21 protein-coding genes are annotated in these 17,178 nt (G+C 63.8%); 11 read left to right on the plus strand and 10 right to left on the minus strand.

What is annotated here, in order from left to right:
* Positions 1-87: 87 nt before the first annotated feature.
* From LB558_RS05065 to LB558_RS05095, 7 genes are all read left to right on the plus strand, one after another.
* Positions 88-1,377: an MFS transporter gene (locus LB558_RS05065; RefSeq protein WP_224696513.1), complete on the plus strand. Its 1,290-nt coding sequence runs from the start codon at positions 88-90 to the stop codon at positions 1,375-1,377.
* Positions 1,378-1,521: 144 nt separating this feature from the next.
* Complete coding sequence (locus LB558_RS05070) at positions 1,522-2,706, plus strand: cell wall hydrolase (protein WP_224696514.1); 1,185 nt, start codon at positions 1,522-1,524, stop codon at positions 2,704-2,706.
* Between the two features lie 254 nt (positions 2,707-2,960).
* Positions 2,961-3,368 (plus strand): AtpZ/AtpI family protein, encoded by a 408-nt coding sequence (locus LB558_RS05075; protein WP_224696515.1) that lies wholly within the window; start codon positions 2,961-2,963, stop codon positions 3,366-3,368.
* 59 nt (positions 3,369-3,427) lie between these two features.
* Positions 3,428-4,186 (plus strand): F0F1 ATP synthase subunit A, encoded by a 759-nt coding sequence (locus tag LB558_RS05080; RefSeq protein ID WP_013532843.1) that lies wholly within the window; start codon positions 3,428-3,430, stop codon positions 4,184-4,186.
* Positions 4,187-4,271: 85 nt separating this feature from the next.
* Positions 4,272-4,496, plus strand: coding sequence for a F0F1 ATP synthase subunit C (locus LB558_RS05085; protein WP_006206606.1), 225 nt, complete (start codon positions 4,272-4,274; stop codon positions 4,494-4,496).
* 63 nt (positions 4,497-4,559) lie between these two features.
* A complete protein-coding gene (locus LB558_RS05090) occupies positions 4,560-5,159 on the plus strand; it encodes a F0F1 ATP synthase subunit B (RefSeq protein WP_224696516.1) in 600 nt (199 codons plus the stop codon).
* Between the two features lie 10 nt (positions 5,160-5,169).
* On the plus strand, positions 5,170-5,661 hold the full coding sequence (locus LB558_RS05095; protein WP_224696517.1) for a F0F1 ATP synthase subunit B: 492 nt from the start codon (positions 5,170-5,172) through the stop codon (positions 5,659-5,661).
* Positions 5,662-5,929: 268 nt separating this feature from the next.
* On the opposite strand, the gene LB558_RS05100 is transcribed toward LB558_RS05095, so the two are convergent.
* Both LB558_RS05100 and LB558_RS05105 read right to left on the minus strand, forming a co-directional pair.
* The gene (locus LB558_RS05100) at positions 5,930-6,625 is read right to left on the minus strand and encodes a ribonuclease HII (RefSeq protein WP_224696747.1); all 696 of its coding nucleotides are present in this window, start codon (positions 6,623-6,625) and stop codon (positions 5,930-5,932) included.
* A 215-nt stretch (positions 6,626-6,840) separates the two neighbouring features.
* On the minus strand, positions 6,841-7,995 hold the full coding sequence (locus tag LB558_RS05105) for a PA0069 family radical SAM protein (protein WP_023808673.1): 1,155 nt from the start codon (positions 7,993-7,995) through the stop codon (positions 6,841-6,843).
* Between the two features lie 150 nt (positions 7,996-8,145).
* On the opposite strand from LB558_RS05105, the gene LB558_RS05110 reads away from it, so the two are divergent.
* The gene (locus tag LB558_RS05110; protein WP_224696518.1) at positions 8,146-8,658 is read left to right on the plus strand and encodes a glycosyltransferase; all 513 of its coding nucleotides are present in this window, start codon (positions 8,146-8,148) and stop codon (positions 8,656-8,658) included.
* Between the two features lie 7 nt (positions 8,659-8,665).
* Here the strand turns inward: LB558_RS05110 and LB558_RS05115 are convergent, their stop codons facing one another.
* The 7 genes from LB558_RS05115 to LB558_RS05145 form a co-directional block, all read right to left on the minus strand.
* Positions 8,666-9,106 carry a GFA family protein gene (locus LB558_RS05115; protein ID WP_224696519.1) on the minus strand — a complete coding sequence of 147 codons (441 nt, stop codon included), beginning with the start codon at positions 9,104-9,106 and terminating at the stop codon, positions 8,666-8,668.
* A gap of 141 nt (positions 9,107-9,247) precedes the next feature.
* Positions 9,248-9,802 carry a molybdenum cofactor biosynthesis protein B gene (gene moaB / locus LB558_RS05120; RefSeq protein ID WP_224696520.1) on the minus strand — a complete coding sequence of 185 codons (555 nt, stop codon included), beginning with the start codon at positions 9,800-9,802 and terminating at the stop codon, positions 9,248-9,250.
* Positions 9,789-10,688 (minus strand): 4-(cytidine 5'-diphospho)-2-C-methyl-D-erythritol kinase, encoded by a 900-nt coding sequence (locus LB558_RS05125; protein WP_224696521.1) that lies wholly within the window; start codon positions 10,686-10,688, stop codon positions 9,789-9,791. The genes moaB and LB558_RS05125 overlap by 14 nt, the downstream gene beginning before the upstream one ends.
* A gap of 20 nt (positions 10,689-10,708) precedes the next feature.
* Positions 10,709-10,894 carry a hypothetical protein gene (locus tag LB558_RS05130; protein ID WP_056581167.1) on the minus strand — a complete coding sequence of 62 codons (186 nt, stop codon included), beginning with the start codon at positions 10,892-10,894 and terminating at the stop codon, positions 10,709-10,711.
* A gap of 140 nt (positions 10,895-11,034) precedes the next feature.
* Positions 11,035-11,898 carry a S49 family peptidase gene (locus tag LB558_RS05135; RefSeq protein WP_224696522.1) on the minus strand — a complete coding sequence of 288 codons (864 nt, stop codon included), beginning with the start codon at positions 11,896-11,898 and terminating at the stop codon, positions 11,035-11,037.
* A 79-nt stretch (positions 11,899-11,977) separates the two neighbouring features.
* Positions 11,978-12,778 carry a tRNA1(Val) (adenine(37)-N6)-methyltransferase gene (locus LB558_RS05140; protein WP_224696523.1) on the minus strand — a complete coding sequence of 267 codons (801 nt, stop codon included), beginning with the start codon at positions 12,776-12,778 and terminating at the stop codon, positions 11,978-11,980.
* Positions 12,778-13,002: a DUF2007 domain-containing protein gene (locus LB558_RS05145; protein WP_224696524.1), complete on the minus strand. Its 225-nt coding sequence runs from the start codon at positions 13,000-13,002 to the stop codon at positions 12,778-12,780. Before LB558_RS05145 ends, LB558_RS05140 begins: the two co-directional genes overlap by 1 nt.
* Before the next feature lie 200 nt (positions 13,003-13,202).
* Between LB558_RS05145 and LB558_RS05150 the strand changes: the two genes are divergently transcribed.
* Entirely contained in the window at positions 13,203-14,219 is a 1,017-nt protein-coding gene (locus tag LB558_RS05150) for a polyprenyl synthetase family protein (RefSeq protein ID WP_027035988.1), read from the plus strand.
* A gap of 6 nt (positions 14,220-14,225) precedes the next feature.
* Here the strand turns inward: LB558_RS05150 and LB558_RS05155 are convergent, their stop codons facing one another.
* Positions 14,226-15,677: an MFS transporter gene (locus LB558_RS05155; RefSeq protein WP_224696525.1), complete on the minus strand. Its 1,452-nt coding sequence runs from the start codon at positions 15,675-15,677 to the stop codon at positions 14,226-14,228.
* 100 nt (positions 15,678-15,777) lie between these two features.
* On the opposite strand from LB558_RS05155, the gene LB558_RS05160 reads away from it, so the two are divergent.
* Together LB558_RS05160 and LB558_RS05165 are read left to right on the plus strand one after the other, a co-directional pair.
* Positions 15,778-16,380, plus strand: a complete 603-nt coding sequence (locus LB558_RS05160; protein WP_224696526.1) for a TetR/AcrR family transcriptional regulator — start codon at positions 15,778-15,780, stop codon at positions 16,378-16,380.
* A gap of 77 nt (positions 16,381-16,457) precedes the next feature.
* A complete protein-coding gene (locus LB558_RS05165; protein ID WP_224696527.1) occupies positions 16,458-17,126 on the plus strand; it encodes a GntR family transcriptional regulator in 669 nt (222 codons plus the stop codon).
* Positions 17,127-17,178 lie beyond the last annotated feature (52 nt).

Genomic DNA, 17,178 nt, shown 5'->3' on the forward strand with positions numbered 1-17,178 from the left:
CAAAACTTCCTGATTTTCGGGATGAAATTATGGCGGTAGGGACAGATCGTCAAGGCCGGACCACTGGCCAGCACGGGAAATGAAATCATGTCCGCCATTGTCAATTGCACCGACCGGCAGCAGTCGGAACTCTTGGAAGATACCGGTTCCGCCGGGAGGGTGTTCAAGCCGGGCCATCGCTGGAAAGTCCTGGGCATCGGCGTTGCCGCCAATGCCGCCTTCTCGGCTACGTTCTCCGGCATCCCGGCGACGGCGGTCGTTGTTCGCCAGGGCTATCACCTGGGCAATGCCGAGCTCGGCCTGGCGCTCGGCCTTCTCGGCCTGGGGGTCGCGCTCAGCGAACTGCCCTGGGGCTTGCTCACCGATCGCTGGGGCGATCGCCGCATGCTCCTGATCGGGCTCGGCGCGACTGCGGCGTGGCTCCTGGTCATGGCGATGCTGGTCGTGCCGACAAGGACCGATGTCCCCGGCATCACGCTGCTGTCAGCGAGCCTGCTCATCACCGGATTGCTCGGCGGCAGCGTCAACGGTTCGAGCGGCCGCGCCATCATGGGCTGGTTTCGGGAAAACGAGCGCGGCTTCGCCATGAGCATCAGGCAGACGGCGGTGCCGCTCGGCGGCGGCCTTGGCGCGCTCGTGCTGCCCTCGCTTGCCCTGGCTTTCGGCTTTGCCGCGGTGTTCGGGGTCCTGGCGGGCGCATCCGCTCTGTCTGCCCTGTTCGCCTGGCGCTGGTTGCACGAGCCGCCGACTGCGGGCGAGGGCCATCTCGCTTCGGCTGTGGCCGGGCCGACGCCGCTGCGCAATCGCGATGTCTGGCGTATCGCGACCGCCATCGGCCTGCTCTGCTTTCCGCAGGTGGCCGTGCTCACCTTCGCCTCCGTGTTCCTGCACGACTTCGTTGGCTTGGGAACGGCGGCAATCAGCGCGAGCCTCGCCGCCGTTCAGATCGGCGCCATGGTCATGCGCATCTGGAGCGGCCGCTTCACCGACCGTCACGGCAACCGCCGCCAATTTCTTCGCTTGTGCAGCGCGTTCAGCGCCCTTGCCTTCGCCGTGCTTTGGCTGCTGGTCCTGTTCGGCCCAACCGCTCCGGGCGGCCAGCTCATCTGGTTGGCGGTCCTTCCAGTCGTGCTAATTGCCGCAGGCATCTCGGTCTCCGCCTGGCACGGCGTCGCCTACACCGAGCTTGCCACCCTTGCCGGCGCCGGCCATGTCGGAACCGCGCTCAGCCTTGCCAACACCTTTGTTTTCGTCGGCTTCTTCCTGGTGCCGGTGGCCATTCCGGGGCTCTTGCATCTCTGGTCTTGGGCCGGCGTCTGGGCGGCGGCCGCCATCTGCGCGCTGATCGCCCGGCCGATCTTCCTGCGCCCGGCCTGAACGGTCGGCCGCAAAATCGCCCGACTTCGCAACCACGACCTCGGGCCGACCGGGAAAACCCGATCGAACCCGTTAACGTCCCATCAAGGTTAATGCATCATTTTGCTCTCCAGTGGGGTCTGTAGCGTTCCTGGAGAGAGTTCCGTGCATCGACGTGTGTTGAAGCGGCTGGTTGCCGCCGCCGGTGAGAGAAAACGTGGCTTTCTGGGTCCGCTCGTCATCGGTTTCGGCATCTGGATCGGCTTTCCGACCGTCGCCGCCTATCAGGACATGACGAGCCTGGTTTCCGGCCTCGAAGCATCGAGCACGCGCTGGAATTCCTATGTCGAGAAATCCGTCGCCGGCTCGACCCATGCGGCCGAGATGCCCTTTGTCGATTCCGATGTCACCGGCTCCATTTCCGGATCGGGCGTCCACCTGGCCGGTGTCGGCAGCGTGTCGTTTCGCGGCAAGGGCGGCAAGGTCAACGCCACGCCCGATGAGGACCGCGTCGTGCGCGCCGAGAAGAAAGGGCGCATCGTCCAGATGTCTCCCGTGGCGCCGCCAAAGAACTTCAACGCTGGCTCGATCTTCGAGCGCACCTCTTCCTTGCTGCGGCCCAGCATGGACAGCGGCCTGAAAATGGCTTTCGCCAAGCCGCAGATCAAAGGCAAGGAAATCCAGATCGCCGCGGCATTCCATGCGCGCGAGGACAAGAAGCCGGATCCCGGCATGCCGGCCATGCTGGCAGCGCTGGTCAACAATGACCATCCGGACGTGCTGGCGACCGCCTATGCGCAGTCCGAGCCTGATTATGCCAAGGCATCGCCCTTCGAAGCCTTGCTTCAGGACGAGCAGCCCAATGAGGGCCGCTTCATTCCGCCGATGGCCAAGGGCGATCATTCGTGGATCCAGAACCCCCTGCCGGCGAGTGTCTTCTCCAAGAAGGAGCAGGCATGCCTTGCCAACGGCATCTATTTCGAGGCGAGGAGCGAATCCGTGCGCGGCCAGGCCGCCGTCGCCCAGGTCATCCTCAACCGCGTTCGCAATCCGACCTATCCGAATTCGATCTGCGGCGTCGTCTACCAGAACGACAGCTGGTTCAACCGTTGCCAGTTCTCCTTCGCCTGCGACGGCAGGAAGAAGCGCATCGATAGCCCAGCCGCCTACAACACCGCCCAGGAGATCGCCATGGCCGTCACTGCCGGCAAGATCTTCATCCCGGAGGTCGGATCGTCGACCCATTACTATGCGCAATATGTCCATCCCGGCTGGGCGCGCACGATGCAGAAGATGACCAAGATCGGCCTGCATATCTTCTATCGGACCTATGGCGGCGGCTGGAGCTGAGTGCGGAGCAGCCGCTGATCTTTGATGTAGCGCGCAGCCGATCAAAGAGCCATTGCGCGGGGGATTCGCGCGATGCATCCTCGCCATCATGGCGGGCACGATGTCGCACCTTTGTAATCCATTGATTTCATTGCCTAAAATACATGGCAATGAACTTCCGCCCGTGGCTTGACGGGCGCAAACCCTCTAACTATGTTGCCGGCGACTTTAGAAGCGGACGGACGGTGACGGTCTGACCGGGCAGGGGGGTTGCGATGGCCGACAAGAATGGGCCAGACGGAACCGGAGAAACCGGCCGCGGCAATCAGAATGAACCCGACATCCGCGACGACGATCTTGAACGCCGCCGCCGTGACCTTGAAGCTTCGCTTGCGACAAGGCGGCCGGGCCGGCTCGAGGGGAAAGACGACGCGAAAGCGGGCAGTGTGGCCGGTTATGGTCAGGCGCTCAAACTCTCCAGCGAGTTTATCGCCGGGGTGGTGGTGGGTGCCGGCATCGGCTGGATCGTCGACCGTCTGGCGGGGATATCGCCATGGGGTCTGATCGTGTTTCTGCTGCTTGGTTTTGGCGCCGGAGTGCTCAATGTAATGCGTTCCGCAGGCGTTGTGGCAGAGTTTGGACAGGGCGATAAATCGCGCCGTGGCCAAGACGACAAGAAATGACCGCGCTTCATGTGCGGTAATGGTAACGAGGCCGTACGCGGCATTGACGGGGTTTGAACGTGGCAGCTGACAAGGTCGATCCGATCCACCAGTTCCATATCAACAAGCTGATTCCGATCGACATCGGCGGCTATGACCTGTCTTTCACCAATTCGGCGCTGTTCATGGTCGCAACCGTGATCGTCGCGGCTGGATTTCTGTTTCTCACGACGTCGAGCCGCAGCCTGGTTCCCGGGCGGCTTCAGTCGGTCTCCGAGATGGCCTATGAGTTCGTCGGGAACATGTTGCGCGACGCCGCGGGCACGCAAGGCATGAAGTTCTTCCCTCTCGTGTTCTCGCTGTTCATGTTCGTGCTCGTCGCCAACCTGCTCGGCCTGTTCCCCTATTTCTTCACCGTCACCAGCCACATCATCGTCACCTTCGGCCTTGCCGTGCTGGTGATCGCAACCGTGGTCGTCTACGGCTTCATGAAGCACGGTCTTGGCTTCCTGAAACTGTTCGTGCCGCATGGCGTGCCGGTCTTCCTGCTGCCGCTGGTGGTGCTGATCGAAGTGATCTCCTTCGTGTCGCGCCCGGTCAGCCTCTCGGTTCGTCTGTTCGCCAACATGCTCGCCGGCCACATCACGCTGAAGGTGTTCTCCGGCTTCGTCGTCAGCCTGAGCGCGCTCGGCGCGGTTGGCGTCGCCGGCTCGATCCTGCCTCTGGCGATGGCGGTGGCGCTGACGGCACTGGAACTGCTTGTCGCCTTCCTGCAGGCCTACGTCTTTGCCGTGTTGACCTGCATGTATCTCAACGACGCCCTGCACCCCGGGCACTAGGTCCAAAAGTTTCCGGCCCAAGAATTTCCAACATTGGCGCCGGATGGAATCGCAACGGAATTTTAGATCCAAAGGAGTTGAACAAATGGACGCAGAAGCAGCAAAGTACATCGGCGCCGGCATCGCTTGCCTGGGCATGGGTGGCGCGGGCATTGGCCTCGGCAACATCTTCGGCAGCTACCTGGCGGGCGCACTGCGCAACCCGTCGGCTGCCGATGGCCAGTTCGGCCGCCTGATCTTCGGCTTCGCCGTGACCGAAGCTCTGGGCATCTTCTCGCTTCTCATCGCGCTTCTGGCCCTGTTCGGCTGAGCACTCGGGAAGATTGGACAGGCCGGCCGCGCAAGCGGCGGGCCTGAATTTCGGGGATAGTCCATGTTCGTGACATCTGCCTTTGCGCAAGAGTCCGCGCCATCAGCCGATACCAGCCACGCTGCGACGGAAGGCGAAACGCATTCCGGCACCAGCGTGCCTGCTGAAGCGCATGGCACGTTTCCGCCATTCGATCCGGCGACGTTCCCGTCGCAGCTTCTGTGGCTGGCGATCACCTTCGGGCTGTTCTATCTCTTCCTGAAGCGGGTGGTGATGCCGCGCGTCGGCGGCATCATCGATGTCCGCAACGATCGCATCACGCAGGATCTCGACCAGGCGGCCAAGTTGAAGGGCGAGGCCGACGCCGCCGTTGCTGCCTACGAGCAGGAACTGGCGGAGGCCAAGACCAAGGCCAACGCGATCGGCCAGCAGGCCAATGATGCGGCCAAGGCCGAGGCCGAGACCGCACGCAAGAAGGTCGAGGCCGCGCTCGACGCGAAGCTTGGCGAGGCCGAAGCCCGCATTTCTTCCATCAAGGCCAATGCCATGAAGGAAGTCGGCAGCATCGCCGAGGACACCGCTTCGGCAATCGTCGAGGCCCTGGTCGGCGGCAAGGCCAGCAAGGCCGAGATCGCGGCCGCGGTCAAATCCGTGGCCCGGTGAGGAGCGCATCATGGATTACACATCTCTCGCGACGCTCTGGGCCACGATAGCCCTCATCATCTTCCTGGGCGTTGCCGTCTACATCAAGGTGCCTGGCATGATCGCCAAGGCGCTCGACGCCCGCGCCGCCAGGATCAGCAATGAGCTGGACGAGGCGCGCCGGCTGCGCGAGGAGGCCCAGCAACTGCTCGGCCAGTACCAGCGCAAGCGCAAGGAAGCCGAGCAGGAGGCCGCCGACATCGTCGCCGCCGCCAAGCGCGAAGCCGATATGCTTGCCGCCGATGCGCACAAGAAGACCGAGGACTATGTCGTCAGGCGCACCGCGCTTGCCGAGCAGAAGATCGGCCAAGCCGAACGTGATGCCGTCAGCGAAGTCCGCGCCAGCGCCGTCGACATCGCCGTCGAGGCAGCGCGCGCGCTGCTTGCCGGCAAGATCGACGCCAAGGCGGGTGCAGATCTGTTCAAGGCTTCGCTTGCGGACGTGAAGTCGAAGCTGAACTGAGGCCGATTGCATCCGACAAATCAAAAGCCGCCCGGGCAACCCGGCGGCTTTTTTGTTGTGCGGCAGTGGAGATTGGCGAGGACGGACGAGCGCATAATCTCCCCCCTCGAGGGGGAGATGTCGCCGAAGGCGACAGAGGGGGTCGCTTCGACTGGGCGCGACGCCATTTTGCAGCCGAGAAGGCGCCGGCGCTTCACGCGCGACGACCCCCTCTGGCCTGCCGGCCATCTCCCCCTCGAGGGGGGAGATTAGCTGCCATCCCGTAGGCTCACTCCAGCCCCGCGAAGCTCTCTTCGTCCGTCACTTCCACCCCGCCCAGCCTGAACGGCGAAAACGACACGCGATGCAGCCGCGCTACCGGGCCATGCGCTTCGATCGCGGTGCGATGGCGAACCGTGGCGTAGCCCATGTGGACTTCGAACCCATAGCGGTCGTGATGATTGCCGCAGCCGCACATCATGCGGTCGCGCATCACCTTGGCGACGATCGAGGCGGCGGCGATCGATTGCGAACGCTGGTCGCCCTTGATCAGTGCGCGCCCTGCACAAGGCAGCCCCGGTGGCACGTCGCGTCCGTCGGCCAGCGCGAGCTTCGGCCGGACCGACAGCCCGACCAGCGCGCGGCGCATGGCTTCCAGGCTTGCCTTGAGGATGTTGCTGCCGTCGATGCCCTCGGCGCTGATGGAGGCCATCGAGACCGCCTGGGCGGAGCCAATAATCCGCAGGAACAAGGCTTCACGCTGCAAATGGCTGAGGCGTTTGGAATCGTCGAGGCCGTCGGGAATGTTGGCGGGATCGAGCACCACCGCCGCGGCGACCACCGGCCCGGCCAGGGGGCCACGACCGGCCTCGTCCATCCCGGCGACCGGCCACAGGCCCTCCGCCATCGCCTTCGTCTCGAAGGAGAAGTCGGGCTTCTCGATGATCTCAAAGAGAGGCGGAGAATCAGAACGCGCGCGAGCCATGTTGCGGCGAGGTTCGCATCGGCTCCGATTCTCCGCAAGTCCCTCCGGGTCGGGTGGGGCGCCGGACCGGGAGGGCACCGTCTGCAGGCCGGGGCAGGCCGGACGGGATTCCAATGCATGTCGCCCTAAAGTGTTTGGCGGTTTTGGGAGGACGACATGCATAAAACAAAAATTTCAAGCCGCGACGGATCAACCCGCCGCGACGAATTGCCTCTTCAAAGCAGCGTCAACTGCACCTGGTCTTTCCCGGCGGCAACGAACTGGTCGGTCCGCAGCGTGCGCCGTTCGGCATTGAGGCCGAGCCGCTTGGCTGTGATCTCGAAGCGCCGGCCGATCTGCCAGGCATAGGGACCGGCGCCCTTCATGCGTTTGCCCCATTCCGAATCGTAGTCCTTGCCGTCACGCATCGAGCGGACCAGCGACATCACATGGCGGTAACGGTCGGGATAATGGCGCAGCAGCCAGTCCTTGAAGATCGGGCTGACCTCCAGCGGCAGCCGCAGGATCACATAACCCGCTTCGCGCGCACCGGCGGCGCGTGCGGAATCGAGGATGCGTTCCATCTCCGGATCGGTCAGGCCCGGAATGATCGGCGCCACCATGACCGACGCCGGAATGCCGGCATCCGAAAGCTGCCGGATCGCCTCCAGCCGCTTGGTCGGCGTCGACGCGCGCGGCTCCATGGTGCGCGCCAGCATACGGTCGAGCGTCGTCACCGACAGCGCCACCTTGGCGAGCCCGCGCTCGGCCATGCGCGACAGGATATCGATATCGCGCGTCACCAGAGCGGACTTTGTCACGATGCCGACCGGATGGCCGCGCGCTTCCAGCACTTCGAGGATTTCGCGCATGATCCGGTATTGCTTCTCGATCGGCTGGTAGGGGTCGGTGTTGGTGCCGATGGCGATCGTGCGCGGCTGGTAGCTGTCCTTCGAAAGCTCCTTGTCGAGCAGGCGCGCCGCATCAGGCTTGGCGAACAGCTTCGATTCGAAATCCAGACCCGGCGACAGGCCCATGAACGCGTGTGTCGGGCGGGCAAAGCAATAGACGCAGCCATGCTCGCAGCCGCGATAGGGGTTGATGGAACGGTCGAAGGAAATGTCGGGCGATTCGTTGCGGGTGATGATGGTGCGCGGCTTCTCGACCTGCACTTCGGTCTTGAAAGGCGGCAGTTCTTCCAGAGAATTCCAGCCATCGTCGAACACGTGGCGGCTGACCGGCTCGAACCGTCCGGACGGGTTGATGCCAGCCGACCTGCCGCGATTGCGATCCGGACGGACACGCATGCCACTCTGCTCGACCATCGCATTGGCCATCTCGGCTCTTCCTGCTCCGAAAGCTGCAATGTCGGCGCGCACGATCTGTTCCATTTTCGCCCGCTCCCAGGGACTGTCCATGTTGTGTCGAATCGCTCTGCTCATGAAATTATTCCTATTTCGTTGACGGGAACAAAGCAAGAACTTTTTATGGTGCGATGCAAAAACTGGCGCTGTCCGGCGCTTTCCGCTATTCGGCTAAGGATGCTCAGTGTTCTCATCGAAACCCGCAATGACGAGGAGGGCCTCGCCCGCACGCTCGCCTCGCTGGTTGGCGGCGCGGTCGAGGGCGTGGTGCGTGAAGTCATCGTCTGCGACGCGGGCTCGACCGACCAGACGCATCGTGTGGCCGAGCATGCCGGCTGTCAGTATATGACGGGCGGTGTCGCTGCCGGCATCCGCCAGGCGAAAGGGGATTGGCTGCTGCTCCTGGAACCGGGCGCGCGGCTGGTGGAGGGCTGGATCGATGAGGTTGTCGCCCATACGGCCAGGCAGACCATGGCGGCACGGTTTTCGCGTACGCGAGCCAGCCGCAAGCCGTTCCTGGCCCGCGTCTTTTCGGGAAACCGCGCCTTGGCCGACGGATTGCTGATCAGCAAGCGTCAGGCGGCGGCTGCTGCCAAGAGTGCAGGCAGTGCCGAGGCCATCGCCCGCGGCCTCGCAACGAAGCGGCTCGACGCCGAGATATGGATAGCGCCGGAGCCGGTCATCCGCTGAGAGCTGTCTATCCGAAGCTCATCTCGACAGGCATCCAATGTGTGCGGCGCCTGTCTTGGCGCTGCGCCCTGCTTTCGGCATCGAAGTCGACACGGACCGGCTCCCGATTGAACCGCTCCCTGTCGTCCAGGGCGTTTATGATGACGATCGCCCTAGCGTCGTCTCTGGCGATTGCATCGTCATCTCCGATGATTGCGGCGACGTAGACACCGCACTCCCGGCAGATCAGATAGTAGGCCGTCCTCAGCCCGAACTGATATCTCTGCAGGTGCGCCTCGTCCTTGACCGAGATGGTCAGTCTGCCGGCCGCATCGGCAGCCGCGCGCGAACCGTGTCTGATGCAGAATGAGCACTGGCAGGCGCGAACTTCGATTTGGGACGGGTCGAGCTCGGTTGAAAATCCAAGGCGTATGTTGCCGCAATGGCATCCACCGGTATGCACGGTCATCGTATCTGCCCCTGTCGTGACGGCGATGATCGCCTTCAAGCAAGGTAGTTTTCCGGGATTGGGTTTGGAATGGCGTTTCGAAGGCACCGATGCCGTTCTGCGTGGCAAACGCGGTGTGAAGCCGGCGCTTTGCCTGGGCTTTCACGGAGCCGGTTTGCCGCGCCGCAAATGCTCGTCCAGGCGCGGCATGATCTCGACGAAGTTGCACGGCATGTGCCGGTAGTCGAGCTGCGCTTTCAGGATGCCGTCCCAGGCGTCCTTGCAGGCGCCTGGCGAACCCGGCAGCACGAAGACGAAGGTGGCGTTGACGACGCCGCCAGTTGCCCGGCTCTGGATCGTCGAGGTGCCGATCTTGTCGTAGGAGATGCGGTGGAACACTTCCGAAAAGCCGTCCATGCGCTTTTCGAAGATCGGCTCCAGCGCCTCCGGCGTCACGTCGCGGCCGGTGAAGCCAGTGCCGCCGGTGGTGATGACAACATCGATATCTTTGTCCCGCGACCACGCCAGAACCTTGTCGCGGATTTTCTCGCGGTCGTCGGTGACGATATCGCGGGCGGCCAGGATGTGGCCGGCTTCAGAGATGCGATCGGCCAGCGTCTGGCCGGATTTGTCGTCGGCGAAGCTGCGTGTGTCGGAAACGGTCAGCACCGCAATGCGTATTGGGATGAAGGAACGGCTCTCGTCAATTCTGGCCATCAGCGCCCTCCGATGCGATGCTGCGCGTCGCCGCGACGAACCAGTCGGGCTGGCGGCCGCGGATTTCGGCGGCGGCGCGCTTGGCGACATTGCCGGTTTCGAACAGGCCGAAGCATGTCGCCCCGGATCCCGACATCCGCGAGAACCCCGATCCAGCCTTGTTCAGCCAGGAAAGCGCCCTGCCGATCGCGGGTTGCATCGCCAGCGCGGGGGGCTCGAGATCATTGCGGGTGATCTCCAGCCAGTTGCGCAGGCTGTGGAAATCGATGCTGCGCGGCAGCGGCGGCAGTGCCTCATTGTCGCGACGGGCAAGCGCTGCGAAGACCTCGGCCGTCGAGACCGGCGTGCCTGGATTGACCAGCACCAGCCCAAGCGCCGAAAAATCCGGCACCATCGACAGCTCATCACCAATGCCGCGCGCAACCAGCGGCTTTGCCGCCAGGCACATCGGAACATCGGCGCCGAGCGAGATGCCGATCCGCGCCAGCTCGCTGCCGTCGATGTCCAAGGCCCATGTCTCCACCAGACCGCGCAGCACGGTCGCCGCGTCGCTCGAACCGCCACCGACGCCGGAGGCAACAGGCAGGGTCTTTTCCAGCCGGATAGCGACCGGCGGTGTTCTCTCGTGCCCGACTGCCTGTCTCAGGGCATCGCGCGCTTTGAGCACCAGATTGCTGGCATCGAGAGGAACGGCCGGGGCGTAACGGCCGGACACGGTAAACTCATCGCTGTCGGCGAGCGCGATTTCGACCCTGTCGCCAAATCGCGTGAACACCGCAAGGCTTTCGATCAGATGATACCCGTCAGGACGCCTGCCGGTGACATGCAGCGCAAGATTGATTTTGGCGTGTGCGTGCCAGCTGCGCGACCCGATGTCGGTGTCCACAATGGTCTGCGAAATGATGCTCAGTCCTTGGCCAGCCGGTATTCGCCGGTCTTAGGATCCTTGACCAGCGTTCCGATCGCGCCGTTGGCCGCCTGCTTTTCGGTGCGCCGCACCTTGGCGGTCACGCGTTCGGCTTCGCGGATGAAGGTGCGGTAGCCGAAATAGGCGGCGACGCCAACGACGGTGAAGAAAATGATCTGCGGCATACCAAAACTCCTCCCACGCTGGGCCGGCGAAGGCGGCCGGTCGGGTCGGTTGATGCATGTCGCCCAAAAGTGGATCCGGTTTTGGGAAACGACATGCACGAGACTTCAAGTCTCTTATGCTAGACGGTTTTGCCGGGTTTTCAAAGCCCGAAGCGTGCCCACAATGCGCGCTCTTCCGCCGCATCGATCACGCCGCTGGCGGCAGCGGCTGCGATATCGGGCACTGAGAAGCCCTTGCTCGAACCGAACAGGCCGAAGCGGCTGAGGAAACCGCGCGGCGCCGTGATCAGCCTGAGCTGGGTTTTTGCCCCGAAACGGGTCTTGAGTACCGTGCGCATGTCGCCGAGCGCATCGACCAGGCCGAGTTCAAGGCCCTTGATGCCGGTCCAGAACAGGCCGGTGAACAGGTCCGGATCATCTTTCAGTTTCGTGCCGCGCCGCTCCTTGACGAGATCGATGAAGGTTGCGTGCACCTCGAGCTGCAGCGCCTTCAGGCGTTCAACGTCTTCCTTCTTCTCGGGCTTGAACGGATCCAGCACCGCCTTGTTCTGGCCGGCGGTGTGGACACGGCGCTCGACCCCGATCTTCTTCATCAGTTCCGGGAAGCCGAACGAGGCCGAGACCACGCCGATCGAACCGACGATGGAGGACGGATCGGCGAAGATCTCGTCGCCGGCGACCGCGATCATGTAGCCGCCCGATGCCGCGACGTCCTCGACGAAGACCAGCACCTTTTTGTTCTTTTCCGTTGCCAGGTCACGGATGCGCTTGAAGATCAGCCGCGACTGCACCGGCGAGCCGCCGGGCGAATTGATCGAGATGGCGACCGCCGGCGCGTCGTAGGAGAACGCCTTCTCGATGAGGCCGGCGGTGGAGGCCAGCGACAGGCTCGGCCGGAACTGGCCACCGCCTGCCATAATGGTGCCGTGCAGTCGGATGACCGGAATGGTGACGACGGTGGAGCGCCAGGATTTCGGCAGCAGGCGGTTGATAAGTCGTTTCACGAGGGCGCGGTCTCCGGTCGATGGGTTGCAGGCATGTAGGGATTTCCCGGCCAACGGCAATGTGGCCGGGCAGAATAGCTCAATCTCCGAACAGCGAGGCGAGGCCGTTGGTGATCATTTCGCTGCGCTCGTCGGGGCCGTTGCCGGACTGCGCGTGCAGCATCAAAGGAGGGCGGATGGCAAGCTTGCCTCGCGCCCCGAGCGCTGCCCTGACGACAATGCGGATCGCCGCCGCGTCTGGGCGAGGGTGGACGGCAAGCATCTCGGCATCGCCGAAGCGCCCTGCGATCGCATCGAGAATGGGGCCGAGCTGTTCGGGGCGAGCGATCACGGCAAGCCCGCCGCGCGGCCTGACCACCGCTGCCGCACTGCGGATCCAGCTCTCGAACAGCCCGTCGTCCATGACATGGGCTTCCTTTCGCAGCCGATCCGGCGTGGCGCGGTCCCGTGCGGCGTTGAAAGGCGGGTTCATGATGACGAAGTCGAAATCATTGTCGGCGAGGCCGGCGGCTGCCCGCGTCCGGCCCGACACGGTGACATCGGCGATGAGCACGGATGCTCGATCGCTGAGATGGGCATTGCCGGGATGGGCAAGGGTGGCCGCCGCGAAGGCCGCCATTTCCGGCGCGCGTTCGACAAGCACCGCCTCGGCGGCCGGGCAGCGCGACAGCACCGCCAGGCCGGCGGCCCCCGCTCCGGCACCGAAATCGGCGAGCCGCCCGCCAAAGGAGGACGGCACGGATGCCGCCAGCATCATCGCATCCATGCCGGCGCGATGACCGCCATGTTTGGGCTGCACGAGCCAGAACCGGCCGCGATGGAAAGCGTCGACCGTATGGGCCGGCGTGTCCGGGACAAGGGCGGCGGGCACGGCGGACATTATTTTCCGCGGATTTCGTTGGCGATGCCGGCATCCATCAGGATGCGCCGTGCCGCGTCGGCCTGGTCGGCGTCGACCATGACGCGCTTCTGCAAAAGACCGATCGACCCTTCGAGAATGCTCATATTCTGATCGGCGACAAAGCAGGCGATGCCGGCGTCTCGCATCAGCGATTCGACAAAGGAGATGATCACGGCATCGTTGGTGCGGACAAGTTCTATCATCGTATGAAACTCGCAGTTTGCGCTATTGATGTAAACGGGCAGGGGATTCCGAGGCAGAGCCGCTCCCTTGGGCTCGTTGACATTCTGTTGCCGCCGCCGCGCCAATTCGCCACTTGCCGTGGCCATGTCCGCCGCCCTAGAGTCCATACAGGGACTAAGGGTGCCGTCGCACGCGTTATACCAAGACGGGAGTGATTGTTGTGGGTGTCGTTCTCAACATCGAAAACGGGAAGCGGGAACCCGCCTCCATCAAGGATCTGATCGATCTGACCGCGGCCGATATGGGGCGCGTCAATGAATTGATCCTGTCCAAGGCCGGCTCCGACGTCGAGATGATCCCGGAGGTCGCCAACCATCTGATCTCGTCCGGCGGCAAACGGCTGCGGCCGATGCTGACGCTCGCCGCAGCCCAGATGTTCGGCTATGCCGGCGAGGGCCATGTCAAGCTTGCCACCTCGGTCGAATTCATGCACACGGCGACGCTGCTGCACGACGATGTCGTCGACGAGAGCGGCATGCGCCGCGGCAAGAAGACCGCCCGCATGATCTGGGGCAACCAGGCAAGCGTGCTGGTCGGCGACTTCCTGCTCGGCCAGGCTTTCCGCATGATGGTCGATGTCGGCTCGCTCGAAGCGCTCGATATCCTGTCGAGTGCTGCCTCCATCATCGCCGAGGGCGAGGTCATGCAGCTTGCCGCCGCCAAGAACCTCGAAACCACCGAGGACGAGCATTTCGCCGTCATCAAGGCCAAGACCGCGGCACTGTTTTCGGCCGCTGCCGAGGTCGGCCCTGTCATCGCCCAGGCGACGCGCAACGATCGTGCCGCGCTGCGCTCCTATGGCATGAATCTCGGCCTGGCCTTCCAGCTGATCGATGACGCGCTGGATTATGGCGGCACCAGCAAGGACCTCGGCAAGAATGTCGGCGACGATTTCCGCGAAGGCAAGGTGACCTTGCCGGTCATTCTCGCCTACCGGCGTGGCACCAAGGCCGAGCGCACCTTCTGGAAGCGCGCCATCGAGGACAACGTCACCGATGACGCCGGCCTGGAAAAGGCGACCGGCCTTATGACCCGCCACGGCGCCATTGCCGACACGATCGGGCGAGCCCGCCATTTCGGCGAAATCGCCCGCGACGCGCTGGCGCCGCTGGAAGCGACGCCGCAGAAATCGGCGCTGATCGACGTCATCGATTTCTGCATCAGCCGGGTGAACTGAGCGGCGTCACCCGGTTGCCGGCTGCTTCCCCTTTCCCGGCAAAGCGAACGCGGCAAGCAGGCTGACAACGATGCCCGCCGCCGCCAACCAGAAGGCGACCTGTATGCCGTCGGCAATCGCGGTCTTCAGCGCTTCGCCTGTCAGCCCGCCGACACGGCTGTTGGCGATCGCGATCAACGTCGCCATGCCGATCGCGTTGCCGATGTTGAGCGTCGTGCAGGCCATCCCCGAGGCAACACCTTGCTCGTCATGCGCGACACCCGAAGCCGCGGCGATCCACATGGCGGTCCAGACGATGCCCTGGCCGACGCCGGAGATGATCAGCCCTGGAACGAGAGCCAGATAGAAGCTGTCGGCTGATGCTCCAAGGACCATCAGCGCTGTGCCGGCCGCCCCTATGACCATGCCCCCGACCAGGGTGGAGCGGGTCGAAAAGCGCGTCGCCAGGCGTTCACCGAGTTGCGTGCCGGCGGCGATGGCGATCGACGGCACCAGGAAGGCCAGGCCGGTCTCCAGCGCGGTGAAGCCATGCACGGTCTGCAACAGCACGGTGAGGAAATAGGGCAGGGCGCCGAACGTTCCCATGAACAGGAAGGTGATCGTCATGCCTGCGACGAGGCTGCGATTGCGGAACAGTCGCAGCGGCATCAGAGGGTCGGCGCTTTTTGCCTCAATCAGCGCGAAGGCGATGATGAAGATCGCTGCCAGCACGGCGCTGGCGATGATCGCTGGCGAACCCCAGCCATATTCAGGTCCCTGGACCAGCGTGAAGACCAGCAACGTGGCGCCCGCGGTGACGGTCAGTGCGCCCGGCAGATCGAAGTTGCGGTGCTCGTGCCGCTTGGGATCGCGTGGAATGATGGCAAATGCGGCGATGATGGCGATGCCAGCCAGCAGCACATTGACGTAGAAGACCGACGACCAGCCGAAGGCGCCTGTCAGGAATCCACCGGCCAGTGAGCCAAGGGTGAGGCCGCTCGCGCCGGCACCGCCCCACACCGCCAGCGCCCGGTTGCGTTCCGGTCCTTCGGCAAACAGGCGGTTGATCAGCGAGAGCGTCGCCGGAAACAGGAAAGCGCCGCCGATGCCTTGCACAGCGCGGGCAGCGATGATGATTTCCGGCGACCAGGCGAGGCCGCCAACCAGCGACGAAAGCGCGTAGAGCCAGAGTGCAAAAATGAAAATGCGGCGCTGGCCGATGAGGTCGGCTGCGCGGCCGCCGAACAGCAGAAAGCCGCCGGTAAACACGGTGTAGGCGCTCACCACCCATTGCAAGGTCTGGCCGGAAAAGCCCAGCCCAGCCCCGATTTCGGGCAGCGCCACGAAGACGATGTTGATGTCGAGAGCGATGATGAGTTGGGCGAAGGCGAGCAATGCGAGCATAGCGCCGCGCTTCGCGCCGAGCCCTCCTTGTGTCGCCGTGGCGCCGAACGGCACCCCTTGATCGAGTGAACTCATGCCAGTCTCCTTTTGATTCTTGATCGATCGACAAAGAATTGAATTTGCAATCTTGAGTCAAGCGGATTATTTGTTGATCGATAAAGAAATGGAGGCTGCGATGGCGGGAAGGCCAAGGGAGTTCGACAGGGCCCAGGCTCTGCAGAAAGCGCGCGATGCCTTCTGGACGCGCGGCTACGAGGGCACGTCGATGGCCGACCTCGTCTCCGGGCTAGGCCTGGCCTCAGCGCGCATCTATGCCGCCTTCGGCTCGAAGGAGGGGCTGTTTCGGGAGGCCGTTGTTCTCTACGAAACCAGCGAAGGAAGCTTCGCCACCAGTGCCCTTGCCGAAGAACCAACCGCTCGGCGGTTTGTCGAGCGACTGCTGCGCGATGCTATCGATATCTACACAAGGCCGGATCTGCCGAAGGGCTGCATGGTCGTCTCGGCTGCCACCAACTGCGCCACCGAAAATGACGGCGTGCTGCATTGGCTGGCCGAGCGTCGACTGGCGCGCAATGCATTGATTGTGGAGCGCCTGAAAAAGGGTGTTCGCGACGGCGATCTCAAGCCGGATACCGATCCGGAAGCGCTTGGCGACTACTACACCACGCTGTTGTTTGGCCTCTCTGTGCAGGCGCGCGACGGGGTGCCGAAGAAGCGGCTGCATGACCTGGTCACCGTGGCGATGCCGGCGCTCGACGGTTTCGTCTCACGGCCTTGAGCCTTGCTTCTGGCGCCTTCGCGATTTCGACTGCAATTGGCTCGACAAGCTGCCCTGCCGCAAATTATCTATAAAACATGGCAAAGGGCACAGACGACACCATCGCGGTGCGCATCAGCAAGGTTCTGGCGGACCGCATCATCTCGGGCGCGATCGAGCCGGGGGCCAGGCTTCGGCAGGATCATATCGCCGAGGAATTCCAAACCAGCCATGTTCCGGTGCGCGAGGCCTTCCGGCGTCTTGAGGCGCAGGGGCTGGCCGTCAGTGAACCACGCCGTGGCGTGCGCGTCGCGGCTTTCGATCTGAGCGAGGTCAAGGAAGTCGCCGAAATGCGGGCGGCACTCGAAGTGCTGGCGCTGCGCCACGCCGCGCCGCACCTGACATCGGCCATCCTCGATCTCGCGGAGGAGGCGACCAAGGCCGGCGACAAGTCCCGCGATGTCAGGTCGTGGGAGGAAGCCAACCGCGCCTTCCACCGCTTGATCCTGGCGCCATGCGGCATGCCGCGTCTGCTCGCCACCATCGACGACCTGCACGCGGCAAGTGCCCGTTTCCTGTTCGCGGCATGGCGCTCGGAGTGGGAGACTCGCACCGATCAGGACCACCGCTTGATACTTGCCGCCTTACGGCAGGGAAACACCGAATCGGCCGCCGTGACGCTGGGACGGCACGTCCAATGGATTGGCCGCAAGCCGGTCAGGACGGCCTCCGGGACGACGCGCGAAGCCTTCGCCATCGTAGGTTAGACGGCCTGCGCCATAGCCAGGGCTTGCAATCTCCAGGGAAGTGTGGATTCGA

Source organism: Mesorhizobium sp. CO1-1-8, assembly GCF_020164875.1.
Classification (GTDB): domain Bacteria; phylum Pseudomonadota; class Alphaproteobacteria; order Rhizobiales; family Rhizobiaceae; genus Mesorhizobium.